This is a genomic window from Nostoc sp. TCL26-01, assembly GCF_013393945.1.
Lineage (GTDB): Bacteria > Cyanobacteriota > Cyanobacteriia > Cyanobacteriales > Nostocaceae > Trichormus.
Window position 1 is genome coordinate 2,285,982 of sequence record NZ_CP040297.1, and the last position, 13,222, is coordinate 2,299,203.

Genomic DNA, 13,222 nt, shown 5'->3' on the forward strand with positions numbered 1-13,222 from the left:
AAACCCCCATAAAAATCTACATTCTACATTTATGTCATTTTTTCGGAATTAAGCGTTAATATCCGCCTTCCTCTTCATATTCTGGTTGTCTTTCTTTCACTTTCTTGGGAATATTTACTGGCTGTGGTGGTGCATCTTCCCAAGCATCACCTTCGACATCGTCATAGTCATCGTAGTCGTTGCTGTAAGGTTTAGTGTAGGGTTGGGATGGAGGCTGTTGATATCTGTCCTTGTCTGTGGCTTCACTCCAGTTGTCTTCTTCGTCTTCTTCGTATTGAATCGATTCGTACTGGCGCGCCTTCATGACTTGGCGTTGTGGTCTTTCTTCTTCGATATAATCTTCATGCCATTCTTCCTCAGCCACGGGTTCGGGGGTGCGGACTTTGGGCTTGGGTGGCTGTAGGGGTACGCCACTGGGAAGTTGATTGGCTGGGGAAACAGCGCGGGGGGCAGAATAGCCGTATTCTTCTTCTGCATCTCTTTCCCAGGGGGCTTTACCAATACCCAGGCGTTCTAGTAAACCGACTGTTAACTGATTTACTCGTTCTTCGGCTCCTTCAAACACGATTAAGCGATTGGGGCCAGTGCTGACTACTTCTTCTATGGATATTTCGTAGGTGCTTAAAAACTGGTCGGGAATTTGCGGGACTCCCAAGGAAGCAATGATAATGGAAGTCAGTTTACCTGTTTCGGCTGCAAATCTAAAGCCCCGGACTCTACCTAGAACTTCACCTGTTTCTGTAATTACTTCCCAGTTAATCAGGTTACTGAGGGCTTCTACCTCAATATCTTCTATGGCATCTTCGTTATCAACCAGGATAACATCACCAAATTGGTTGATACTGTTGAGGTACATATAACGTGGTAGGCCAGAGATAGAGATCAGGCTGTCTCGTAAACCAAGAGCCACAACCTCTCTTTGATCGATATCCACCCAAATTTGACTGACAATGCCTAACCGCTTACCGTTGTCGCGGGTAATCACTTGGGTGTTTAATATGTCGGAACGTCTAATTATTTGCTCAGAGGTCATTCTATACGGAGTCCTGATCTCGAATCCGGTTTATCTATACACTATTATTAACAAAAACTCAAGCAGATGTATTCGTGGATTGTAACTTAATTCCCAAAACTTGAGTATAAGCTCCCCGCGCCTGAGTAACGCCAATTGTGCGTTCGGCTGATTCTATCATCGGACGGCGCAAACTCACAACTATGAACTGGGCTAGCTGTGCCTGTTGTTTAATCATTCTGGATAATCTTTCGACGTTTGCCCCATCAAGAAACATATCTACTTCATCAAAGGCGTAAAATGGTGATGGGCGATAGCGTTGTAGGGCAAAAATAAAGCTTAAGGCGGTGAGGGATTTTTCGCCTCCAGACATGGAAGCGAGTCTTTGGACTGGTTTGCCTTTGGGATGGGCGACTAGGTTTAAGCCACTGATAAAAGGATCTTCTGGGTTGTCGAGTTGGAGGTAGCCGTCACCGTCAGAGAGGGTGGCAAAAATTGACTGGAAGTTTTCATTGACAGCGTCGAATGCTTCCTTGAAGGCTTTTTGGCGTAAGGTGGTGAAGTTTTCGATGCGTAGCAGTAATTCTGTGCGTTCTGCTTCTAGTGTCTGTAATTTTTGTGAGAGTTCTTCTAGACGCTTTTGCGTGCGTTCGTACTCTTCCAAGGCCAGCATATTCACAGGTTCCATTGCCTGTAAACGCTTGGTGAGCGATCGCAATTCTTTTTGCAATTCTTCTAAGTCTACTTTGTCGGGGACTTCTGGTAAAGGGTTAGGTAATTCTGTCGCTAATTCTCGCAGTTGATTTTGTAAGGCGGTTAAATCTTCCCGGCGCTTGAGTTGGGTTTCTTCTAACTTCTGGATTTCCCATTCTAATTGTTGCTGACGGAGGAGATGCGATCGCACTTCTTGTTCAATTGTGTCGCGTTTTTGTTTCTCTTCACCCAGATGTTGTTCCAATTCGCCTAATTTGGTGCGGGTTTGGGTGATTTGCGTGCTGAGTGCTGAGTGCTGAGTGGTGAGTGAGGCGAGTTGATGTTGTTGGGTTTGTTGTTCTTGGTGATATTGGTTGATGCGTTGTTCGGCTTCTTGGATGCGTTCTTGTAAACGTTGCTGTTGATTTTCCAGATTTTGTAATCTTTGTTCGGCTTCTCTAAAGGCGGTTTCCCGTTGTTGTAATTGTTGTTCTTGGGTTTTAATTGTTGCTTGGATTTGTTGCCATTCACTAGGGGTTTGGGAGGCTTCCAACTCAGCTAAGGTGTGGCGTAACTGTTGTAATTGACTTTCTTGTCCTGGTAATTCTTGGTCTAATATTTGTAGACGAGATTGAGATGTGGTGAATTTTTCGGTGTTTTGGGTGAGTTGCGATCGCGTCCCGTCTAATTGCCCGGTTAAACTTTTAATATCCTTATGCAACTGTTCTAATTGCAACTGCTGTTCCCGTCGTGCTTGACGTGTTTCGGTAAGTTGTTGAGATAGTTGTTTGGTTTTTGTGGATAAAGAGGCGATCGCATCGCCACAACGGTTTAAAATTCGATCTATATCGGTTAAACGTTGTTTTAAACCAATTGCTTCGTCTGATTCTGCTGCTTCTGTATTGCCAAATCGTAATGAGGAACGTTGATTACTGCTACCACCAGTCATAGCCCCACTGGTTTCTAACAATTCCCCGTCTAAGGTAACGATGCGATATAAGCCGAGATTTTTCCGCGCTGTTTCTAAACTGGCGAAGACGACGGTATTACCAAAAACGTAATTGAAGATATCTTTATAACGGCGATCGCAGTCTACCAAATTCACCGCATAATTAACAAAACCATTTGCTAACCGCAGCGTCGCATCTTGGGTAATTTTATGCGACTGAATCTTATTTAATGGTAAAAATGTCGCCCTCCCCGCCCGCTTTTGTTTAAGTAGTTCAATACCGGCGGCGGCGATACCATCATCCTCCACTACAATATGTCCCAACCGCGCCCCAGCCGCAATTTCTAACGCCAATTGAAAGCGGGGTTCTACTCGTCCTAAATGTACCACCAAACCACACACCCCAGGCATTCCCGATTGAATAATCACTTTACTAGCTTGGGTTCCTTGGACTTCTTGTTGTGCTTGGGCTTGTGCTTCTAGTCTATCTAGCTGTCGTTGTTTATCCCGTTGTTCTTGCAACAGTCGCTTTTGAGTATCTTGTTGAATTTGTAATTCCTGTTCTGTAGCGGCGAGATTTTGAGCTAAATCTTGGATGGGTTCGCTAGAGAGATTAAATTCTGCTTCTACTCGTTCACACTCAGCTTGTTTTTCTGCCAATTGGGGTTCTATAGTGGCAATTAACTGAGTTTGTTCTTGAATCAATTGTTCTAACTGGTTGTTCCGTTCCCTCAGTTGCGCTTGTTCTGTGCGTTGCGGTTCCAAGGTTTGCAACAAAGTCTCAATTTGCCGATTTAAAGCTGTTTGCTGCTGTACCCAAGCTTCCGAGGCGGAAGCAATTTCGGCTGCGGCTTCGCGGGACTTTGCCAAAGCTTGTTGTGCTTCATCCCGTTGTTGCTGACAATAGATAATAGATTGTCGTTCTAAATCCTGTGCTTGAGCAATTTCACCCAAACCTTGCTGATGTTGGTGAATATCTTGCTGTGTTTGCGCTAACCGTCTGGCAGTTTCTTGAGAACTCGTCTCTAATTCCGTTTGCTGACGCTGGAGTTGTTTCCGTTCTGCTTCTTGGGTAGCTAGAGTAGATTGTACCGCCAGTAGTTCCTCCTCCCCCATCGCTTTGACATGGGCATTGAGTTGGGCTAACTCAGCCGTCTTTTGAGCGATTTCTGTATTCAGGCTTGCCAGTTGAGTAGTCAGGTCGCCATAATGGCGATCGCCACTTTGAATTTCCCCTACTAACTTCTCTTGCTGTGCTTGCAGGGAACGCCAAGATAAAACTGCTTCCCAAGATTGTTTATGTAAAAACTCCGTCCGTAACTTTTGATATTTCTCCGCCTTGGCTCGGTCTTGCGATAGGCGATCGCGTTGTAAAGTTAATTCAGACTCAATAATCTTACAACTATCTTCCTTATCCTTGACTTCTTCCAAAGTTCCCTTAGCTTGGACAATTTTTCGATCAAATGCGGCTACCCCAGCCAACTCATCAATAATTTCCCGGCGTTCCTTGGCATTCATCGAGATAATGCTAGTCACGTCCCCTTGCAATACTACGTTATAACCTTCAGGATAAATCCGCAGCCTTTGTAATTCCTCATGCAACTCCGTCAGCGTTGCAGAAATCCCATTGATATAGTAATTCGATGTATAAGTCCCCTGATAAGTTACCCGCAGCTTTCTGGTGACACTCCAATCAGTCATCCGATGACCATTACCATTTAACGGTTGTTCAGGAGATTCTTGTAATAATTCTTCATCATTTTCCACCACCGACATTTGATCATTAGCATCTATCAAATCCGACAAATCAAACGTCACCGTCACACTAGCTTCCACCGCCGCCCGACTTTTAGCCGTTTGATTATTATTCACCAAATCGGGTAAGCGATCGGCACGCATCCCTTTAGAACTGGCAAGTCCCAAACAAAACAGCAGCGCATCCAATATATTAGACTTACCCGAACCATTCGGCCCAGAGACGACAGTAAAACCCGGCAGTAAAGGGACTGAGGTAGTACCGCCGAAGGATTTGAAATTGGTAAGTTCTACGCGCTTAATATGCACCATGCAGTGCTGGTTAACTCAAGTCAATGAAGAACAAGTGTATCAATTAATTAAAATTTCGCAATAGGTTAGCACGAAGAATTTAGGATTTTTGTCACACCAAAGCCCAGAGAAACAAAAGAGGTAAGCAGAGTTTAACAGTGAATTGTCGCAATTGGTATAGTTTAAATCAACCTAAAACTCTCCCCAATCCTTCTCTGACGCAAACAGAAGCAGAGATATTCCTCATTTTGCCCGAAAAAACTAAGTTTTCCCAGCCTCTTACCGACGAGGAGATAGGCTGAGAGAGGGATTATGAGTATATTTTTTAACTTTTTCCACAACCCCTTACCGAGATTCTATTTTAGACACTCGCTCCTCTAATTTATTCACTTGTTGCTTTAATTCCACTACCAGAGTAGCAAGACGATCAAACATTCGCTCTCTATCTTGTTGAGATAAGTTTCTTCTAGAACCAGATGGCACTGTAATTGTTGTGCGTGCAGAAGAAGGTGGACGATTTTGATTCAGTTGCGATTCGATTTGACTTAATCGTGATTGCACACGATTAAAATCAGCCTGCAAATTGTTGAGGCGAGATTCAATCTGTTGTGATGCAGCCGGGTTTGATAGCAAGCCCAACCAAATAATCATGAATAAGATCCCAGCAAATAATAATCTCCGTAACATCTTATCTACTCCTTGGGAATAGAGATATAAAATAGAATTCAGGATTCAGGAGTCAGAATTGAATTCTGTGTAACTGGCAGATAGCGCAGCGTAAAGCCTTCTCTTTTAGAGACGCTAACCCGAATGCTATGCGAACGCTTAGAGCGAGAATCAAGCGTTTGAATTACTAACTGGGTTTAACGTCTTGATTCTGACTCCTGAATTCTTCTTCAATTAATCAGGTTTTAACTCAGAAAATAGCTGTTGCCAATCAATGAATTGAGCAACATCAACTCCTTCCTTCACTTCAAACGTGACATTTGTTGCCTTTGATTGTTGTAACGCTTGTACACAGAGTTCGGCTACATCCTCACGGCTGATTTTGCCTTTAATATTATCTCCTTGCTCAAAAATATATGACTTACCACCTACTTCTTCAGTTAAGGCACAAGGACGAATAATCGTATAAGGAATACCACTTGCTCTTAAACTATCTTCTCCCTTTAATTTCCAGGTTAAAATTCCCCCCAATTGCTCATTCAACCTCACGGCTGGGGGTTCTTCATCTAAATTAATTCCTGGTCTTCCTGGACGAGTCACTCCGGCGGAACTAACAAGTACAAATTTTGGTTTACTTGCTGTACCATAAGCCTTAATTGATGCCAATTCTAACGCAAAACTGCCGGCAGAAAACTGAGGATTTAACGCCCCATCATATTCAAATTTGCTCAACATCAACTGCCAAGAATTAACTCGACTACTATCAATTGGTGGTGCGTCTTTGACAGTTTTGGCACGAAAGACAGGAACTAATTCATTAAAAGGAATGGGAACATTGATCCAAGTATTAGCTATAGTGTCAAAAGAATAGCTATATCCCAGACCATCCCATTTTGTATCTGTGCGGAGAAAAAGTTTATAACGTTTGCCATCGCCTTTGACGCGCAATTTCACACCTTCATAACCAGATAAATTAAAAGGTGGTTCAAAGTTTTTGGTTCTGACAGAAGCAAATCCTCCAGAATTAGCAGTGGAGACGTTACCAGCAAACAAAGCGGTATTTTCTCCTAATTGCATATTGCTAGTACTGACACCACCCATCACCACATCATCTAGCGCCCCCCAGATATTTTTTAATTCTGTTGATGGATGTGTAAAGTCAAATATGAGTTTTTCATTAGTTGGGGTTAAATATGCGGCTGCGGCTTGAACTAAATTTTTTACCCCTTGATATTCCACATTTTCCGGAGTATCACCAACAATTTCTGGTTGGTAAAATTTCACACCTTGATAATATTTGGCTCTATCTGGGGTGTCTCCTGCTACTGGTTGCACACGAACTGCTGTACAACAAATAACAGCTTGGATGTTGCTGAAAACTACAGGTGTTAAGGTTTCGGGTTTAGTAATATCTGCTACTACTAAGTCTACATCATGACCAAGAATTGTACGTGCTTGCTCAATATCTCGGACAAGGGCGCGGACTTTTTCTCCTCTTGCTAATAATCGTTTGACTACTCTTCTCCCCACGCCACCTGTTGCACCAGCTACTAGTATTACACCCATGTTTTTATCTCTATCAGTCGGCAATTGACTATCCTGAGAACGACCTTGGATTAATTGTTGTATCCAATTCAAACAAGGAAAGACCTCGAAGTATGTCAAAGTTTGAATAAATCTGCCCAAGTCCCATTGAGAACGATTTTGATCAGCCATAAGTAGTTGCACAAAATTAAATTCATTGGTTGACAGAGGCAATAGATACTTAATTGCGTCCTCTTCTTAATTATCTTGTTACATAATAACGATAGGGAGTAGAGAGTAGGGAATACCGTACAGCTTCCACACCTGACTGCCAACGCCTTACCCGCATTGTACAGAATTTACCAGACTTTGCTAATGCACGCGATCGCTGTCAAATGGTAAACGAACTGATATTATCTGGTATTATCTGGAGAAATTGCCCCTGGAAAGCCTACAATTTGTGCATTATGAGAAGTTATTCGTGAAAATATAGGTGTAGACAAACAGCTAGAAATTGATAATTTGCAGCAAAAGATTATAAAGTTTACCGAAGGATATTGTAGTAAAAAATTTGGATGAATCTTTATGCTTTTAGAGTTAAGACAATTGAGGATTCAACCGGGACAGCAACTGTTACTTGAGGACGTTAGCTGGCAGCAATTTGAGAATATTTTGGCAGAATTAGGAGAGCATCGCGCTGCCAAAATTTCCTATAGTCATGGTTTTTTAGAAATTATGGTTCCCTTACCCGAACATGAAAAAGCCAAAGAAATTATTGGCGACATGGTAAAAATTTTATTGGAGGCAAGACAAATTGCATTTGAGTCTTTGGGTTCGACAACTTTGAAAAATGAAGGTATGACTCAAGCCGTCGAACCGGATGCTTGTTTTTACATTCAAAATCAAGCGGCAGTTATCGGTAAAAATCGCCTCGATATGAGTATCAACCCACCCCCAGATTTAGCTATAGAAATTGATTTAACTTCTCGTACGCAATTGGAAAATTACCAAATTTTGGGAGTACCAGAACTTTGGCGATACGGAAAACAAGGGTTACAAATTAATGTTTTGCAAGCTGGAAAGTATGTAGAGTCAAATTTTAGTCCTACTTTTCCAGATATTCCGATAATTGAGCTAATAAATCAATACGTCCAACAGAGTCAAGTTTCTGGTAGAACCCAAGCAATTCAAGCTTTGAGAAATTGGGTACGGGATAATATCTAATTTTGGCTTTAATTTCGGATGGGAGTCAGTTGTGGTTATTTGAAAGCCATATGAGGCAGCACGGGAATTGACGCAGAGTGCATCCCAGTTTTTATTTTTCAATAAAAGAAAAAGTGGCTGCTTCCATTGGCGCAGAAGTTGAGTGAAAGGGTAACAAAAGACGATGTGGGAGAAGTAAAATCCAAGGTGGTAGCCTAGTAACTGGTGAAACAGATATTTTCTTATGAGTCAAATAGAAAAAGCTCAAGCTGAGTATGCAGGTTTTATCCAAGAGTTTGAGAGTGTAATTATTAGTACAATTAGCGAACAGGGAATCCCTAATGGTAGTTATGCTCCCTTTGTAATGGATGAGGCTAAAAATATATATATTTATGTTAGTGGTCTTTCAACGCATACACAAAATATTCAAGCTAATCCTCTGGTAAGTGTTTTATTTATTGAAGATGAGGGGAAGACAAATCAAATTTTTGCTCGTCGGCGGTTGAATTTTGATTGTACAGCTAGTTTGATTGAGCGTGAGTCAGAAATTTGGCAGCAAGTTGTTGAGCAATTTCAAGCACGTTTTGGTCAAATTATCGAAGTGTTGCGGGGTTTGGCTGACTTTCGGATTTTTTGCCTCACTCCTAGTCAAGGTCGTTTTGTCATCGGCTTTGGAGGAGCATATCACATAAGTGGCGATCGCCTCGATCAACTGGTGCAAATTACCGGAGATGGGAAATAAGGAAAGATACATTTTTATGCTTCAGTTTCAACCTCCTGGCTTTGGGCATAAAGTCATCTACACATCCCTGGGGGCAATGGTTTATTACACCCAAACGGCTGCACCCTGGTTGCATGACGACTCGCCAGATTTACCCCCATTATTGTTTTTACACAATTTTGGTGGTGGTGCTTCTGCTTATGAATGGTCAAAAGTTTATCCAGCTTTTGCACCTAGCCACCGTATTCTTGCCCCTGATTTAATCGGCTGGGGAGAGTCGGCCCATCCCATTCGGGACTACCAGATTAAAGATTATCTCACAGCGATCGCCGAATTTATCAGCCAAACTTGTACTCAACCTATCCCCGTTATCGCTTCTTCTTTGACGGCTGCTTTCGCTATCCGTCTAGCTATTAGCCAACCAAATTTATTCCAATCACTATTCTTAGTCTGTCCTTCTGGATTTGATGATTTCGGTCAAGGTGCAGGACGTAGACTACCACTATCCGTGATCAATACACCAGTGTTAGACGATATAATTTATCACCTGGGGGCAGAAAATGAAGTTGCGGTAAAGAATTTTCTCCAAAGTTTCCTCTTTGCCCGTCCCCAGCGTGTTTCTCCAGAGATGGTGCAGGCTTATTTAGCCTCCGCACAACAACCCAATGCCAAATTTGCCGCTTTGTCATTCCTTAAAGGTGATCTTTACTTTGACTTGAGTTTGTATGTTCAGCAACTCAAGACACCTACAGTTTTCTTTTGGGGGGAAAAGGCACAATTTACCAATCTTAAATTAGGCAGGCGTTTAGCCAGCTTAAATCCCAGTGCCATCAGCGAATTTTATGCGATCGCTCAGACAGGCATCTTACCTCATTTAGAACTCCCTGAAGTAATCATTGGTCTATTGCAACGCCATCTTTAACTGCTCATGTATCTTTTATCACTAATTTATCAATAGTCTTGATTAAGTATTTGCCCGACAAAATTTTTACCGAATTTTTACATAACAGGTTATTTAATGATGAAATAATTAAATGTGCCAAAAAAGCATAGATGACATGATAGCCATAGCATTTTTTAATCTGATGAGGTGATGAGTACACCGCTAACAAAACTGAAAAAACCTCAGCGTCCCTCAGCGCTTTCCTCCACGTCCCTCTGCGTTTAAAAAAAATTCCATACCTCACTTAACTGAGAATAGCTATATATCAAAAGAGTCCTTAAGTGTGTTTTACCTATAGTGACAAATCAGCCAGTAATTTTTACCAAAAATGATCACACTATCGCCAATATCTACGCCAACACAGCTTGTATATCTAGATAAAGAAATAGAACTACTCCTATGCTGTGCTAGAAATCATCTTCAACCAGAAAAAGAATTAAGAATTAAAGCTCTATTACAGCAAGAAATAAACTGGGTTTATGTCATCAAAATGGCAACCCATCATAGGATAAAACCACTTCTTTACAATAATTTAAAAAATACTTGTCCAGAACAAGTACCGCCAAATGTCTTTACTTATTTACATGGTGAGTGTCAAAAACTGACGCTGAATAATCTATTTCTCGCTCACAAACTGATCAATATCCTGAAGTTTCTAGAAGCTAACAATATACGTGCCATACCATTCAAAGGGCCAGTTTTAGCAATAGCAGCTTATGGTGATATTGTTCTCAGAAAATTTGGAGATTTAGACATTCTAGTCAAAAAATCTGACATCCCCAAAGTCATAGAACTACTTAAATCACAGCAATATCAACCAGAACATTACTTAACTGAAACAAGACAAGAATTACAACAAGTATTTTGCGAATATAGTCTTATCAGTGAAGATGGTAGGGTAGCAATAGACCTACACTGGGAATTAACCCCAACTTACTTCCCTTACAAACCAGATTTTGATGATTTGTGGGAACGTCAACAACCTGTATCTTTCGGTGGAAACGCCATCCCCCATTTCTCACTAGAAGATTTAGTTTTGTACCTCTGCATACATGGTTGTAAAGATTTGTGGGAAAAGCTATCTTGGATTTGCGACATAGCTGAATTAATCTCAGTTCATCCAGAAATTCAATGGACACAACTGTGGGAACAAGCCCAAAAACACAGTTGTGAGAGAATGCTGTTACTGGGATTATGTCTAGCGCAAAATCTGCAAAACATTAATCTGCCAGCAGAAATTCAGCAAAAGATTCGCAATCATCCGATGATTGAGGTATTGGTTGCCGAGGTTAAACAACGACTTTTTAGTGAAATTGACCAACCTGTAGATGTGATTGAAAGGTCTTTTTGGTCTTGGCGTTTAGCTTTTCATTTCCGAATTATGGAAAGCCTCAAACATAAAATTTTGTTGTGTATATTTATTTTACAATTTGCCATGACACCAAAAGATAAAGATTACGTAGTTTTACCACTACCATCCTGGCTGTCTGGACTTTACTATGTGATTCGCCCAATTCGATTGATAGTTAAATTTGGATTAACACCCTTAAAACGCGGTTTTGCATGGTGTGTTGCTATTCTGGGCGAGCAAAAATAATGCGATGCGATCGCCATCATACCACAGTAGAGACGTAGCAGTGCTACGTCTCTACTACGTCTCTACTTTACGTCACTTCATGTATATAAAACGTGGAAGCGGGATTAGTCGGTGTAATAAAGGTATGGCAAACTTTTAAGCGGGCATAACTTGAACAATTAGCGCGCGTTTATCTAGAGACTGGACTTTACCTACTTGACTGAGATCATTGACAACACGATCTAGTAATTCTCCAGCGCTGTCACGGTACTGATTTTCTCTACCCCGTAGACGAACAGCAAATTTTACGGAATCGCCTTTACTCAACCATTGAATTGCTTGCTGGATACGTAAATTATAATCGGATGCCCCCACATTTGGCCGAAACCGAACTTCTTTGACTGTCGGTCTAGCACTATGTCCCTGACGCTTTTTCTTTTGATATTGCAGCTTACCATAGTTGAGAATCTTGGCTACTGGAATATCTTTGTCTTGGGAGACAACAACTAAGTCAAGTTCTACACTTTCAGCTATCTGTAGAGCTTCGTAAGTATCAATCAAACCACGATTATTATTCTCATGGTCAATCAAGAAGACTTGATTTGACTTGATTTGGGAGTTAATTAGTTGTTTTTGGACGGCGATAATGATTTCCTCTCAATTATTCAATATTTGATGTTGCCATTAATGCCAAGGTAACACAATGTCAATGATGAAGGTGAGAAAAATTATGATGTATTAATACAAAATTGTCAGTCCAGTGTAGCCTCACCCAAAAAGCAGCTAGCCTCTGTCCTCTCACCTTAATTCACTTCAAAGAACGGTGGAGTAAGCGACAAGGCCAAAAACAAGCCCCACAAAGGCTAACTGATAAAATAACCGCGACGACTCGCCAACTAAAGCTTGGTGGATTTGTGGGATCTGTTGATGGCTTTTGGGAATCTTTCGTTAGTTCTGGCATGGAATGAAATAGCTGACTGGCTGTACTTACCCCTTCAATTGCAGCTCCAATCAGATAGGCTACTAGGGCAATTTCTAGCCAGTGATTCGTCATATTAGTTTGGTTTAACTCGCTTAAATATGCTTAATGTCGGTAATTATTGGGTTTTTCTCTGTTAATGATTATCTTTTTCAATGGATAGTCTGCTTTCAGCCGTATCACGAATTAGTGGTAACTTGGATTCAATGTAACTATTGAGATTGCTGTCTTCACAAGTATGATCTAGTCCTTGCTTTACCTTTAACTGCTGGAAGAGCAATCTCACTAAAGCTGTATCGTCAAACTGAAGCAAGGTACTAACTTGCGTAGACTCAATTATAGCCCAGAGTTGTTGCATCACCTTGGCAGTTACCATGAGTCTTTTCCTCTTAAGCTTTTCTTTATATTCTCACAGTTTGCAGATTTGTGCCGGTTTTTCTAGCAAATTACTTTTTTTAGTTTTGTATTCAGCAAATGTTGCGCTTTCTTGAAAATCTGTTACATTACTTTACAGGCAGTGATAACTGTTACATTACTTGAACTAAGGAGTTTTACTCATGTCAGGTTTCAAGAATTCTCCACCCAACGTTGCAGATAGCCCCAACTCTGTACGTTTTGGGTTTACTCCTCAAAGTGAAAATTGGAATGGTCGTTTCGCCATGCTGGGCTTTCTATCTATCATTTTGATTGAATTCTTTTCTGGTCAAGGCTTTCTTCATTTCTGGGGTATCCTCTAGATAGATGTAGGCTTTTACCAACAATCAGAATGCCATCTGTGTATTAGTAAATCATTTTTACTAAGCACACAAATGTACAGATTCAACAGAATTTTATTTTAATTCAAGAATTTCTAGATTGAGATGCGATCGCTTACCTGCAAAAGTAAGCGATCGCTTTTTGTTAAAATAAG

At 41.1% G+C, this 13,222-nt stretch carries 12 protein-coding genes; 5 read left to right on the forward strand and 7 right to left on the reverse strand.

All coding sequences use genetic code 11. The features are described from left to right. Positions 1 to 55: 55 nt before the first annotated feature. From FD725_RS09875 to FD725_RS09890, 4 genes are all read right to left on the reverse strand, one after another. Positions 56 to 1,033 (reverse strand): PRC-barrel domain-containing protein, encoded by a 978-nt coding sequence (locus FD725_RS09875; RefSeq protein WP_179047966.1) that lies wholly within the window; start codon positions 1,031 to 1,033, stop codon positions 56 to 58. Between the two features lie 58 nt (positions 1,034 to 1,091). After that, entirely contained in the window at positions 1,092 to 4,721 is a 3,630-nt protein-coding gene (gene smc, locus FD725_RS09880) for a chromosome segregation protein SMC (RefSeq protein ID WP_179047967.1), read from the reverse strand. Positions 4,722 to 5,045: 324 nt separating this feature from the next. Further along, positions 5,046 to 5,387, reverse strand: coding sequence for a hypothetical protein (locus FD725_RS09885; RefSeq protein ID WP_179047968.1), 342 nt, complete (start codon positions 5,385 to 5,387; stop codon positions 5,046 to 5,048). A 213-nt stretch (positions 5,388 to 5,600) separates the two neighbouring features. Further along, on the reverse strand, positions 5,601 to 7,082 hold the full coding sequence (locus tag FD725_RS09890; RefSeq protein ID WP_179047969.1) for a CIA30 family protein: 1,482 nt from the start codon (positions 7,080 to 7,082) through the stop codon (positions 5,601 to 5,603). A gap of 393 nt (positions 7,083 to 7,475) precedes the next feature. Here FD725_RS09890 and FD725_RS09895 point away from each other — a divergent pair, with 393 nt between their 5' ends. The 4 genes from FD725_RS09895 (at position 7,476) to FD725_RS09910 (ending at position 11,354) form a co-directional block, all read left to right on the forward strand. Continuing rightward, positions 7,476 to 8,114, forward strand: a complete 639-nt coding sequence (locus FD725_RS09895) for a Uma2 family endonuclease (protein WP_179047970.1) — start codon at positions 7,476 to 7,478, stop codon at positions 8,112 to 8,114. A 223-nt stretch (positions 8,115 to 8,337) separates the two neighbouring features. Then, on the forward strand, positions 8,338 to 8,835 hold the full coding sequence (locus FD725_RS09900) for a HugZ family protein (RefSeq protein WP_179047971.1): 498 nt from the start codon (positions 8,338 to 8,340) through the stop codon (positions 8,833 to 8,835). 16 nt (positions 8,836 to 8,851) lie between these two features. Further along, positions 8,852 to 9,736: an alpha/beta fold hydrolase gene (locus tag FD725_RS09905; protein WP_179047972.1), complete on the forward strand. Its 885-nt coding sequence runs from the start codon at positions 8,852 to 8,854 to the stop codon at positions 9,734 to 9,736. 349 nt (positions 9,737 to 10,085) lie between these two features. Further along, a complete protein-coding gene (locus FD725_RS09910; protein WP_179047973.1) occupies positions 10,086 to 11,354 on the forward strand; it encodes a nucleotidyltransferase family protein in 1,269 nt (422 codons plus the stop codon). A 135-nt stretch (positions 11,355 to 11,489) separates the two neighbouring features. Here the strand turns inward: FD725_RS09910 and infC are convergent, their stop codons facing one another. The 3 genes from infC to FD725_RS09925 form a co-directional block, all read right to left on the reverse strand. Continuing rightward, on the reverse strand, positions 11,490 to 11,924 hold the full coding sequence (gene infC / locus FD725_RS09915) for a translation initiation factor IF-3 (protein ID WP_372726711.1): 435 nt from the start codon (positions 11,922 to 11,924) through the stop codon (positions 11,490 to 11,492). Positions 11,925 to 12,141: 217 nt separating this feature from the next. After that, the gene (locus tag FD725_RS09920; protein ID WP_179047974.1) at positions 12,142 to 12,387 is read right to left on the reverse strand and encodes a hypothetical protein; all 246 of its coding nucleotides are present in this window, start codon (positions 12,385 to 12,387) and stop codon (positions 12,142 to 12,144) included. 61 nt (positions 12,388 to 12,448) lie between these two features. Further along, positions 12,449 to 12,688 (reverse strand): hypothetical protein, encoded by a 240-nt coding sequence (locus FD725_RS09925; protein ID WP_179047975.1) that lies wholly within the window; start codon positions 12,686 to 12,688, stop codon positions 12,449 to 12,451. A 181-nt stretch (positions 12,689 to 12,869) separates the two neighbouring features. Here FD725_RS09925 and FD725_RS09930 point away from each other — a divergent pair, with 181 nt between their 5' ends. Continuing rightward, on the forward strand, positions 12,870 to 13,049 hold the full coding sequence (locus tag FD725_RS09930; protein WP_179047976.1) for a chlorophyll a/b-binding protein: 180 nt from the start codon (positions 12,870 to 12,872) through the stop codon (positions 13,047 to 13,049). The last annotated feature ends 173 nt before the right edge of the window (positions 13,050 to 13,222 follow it).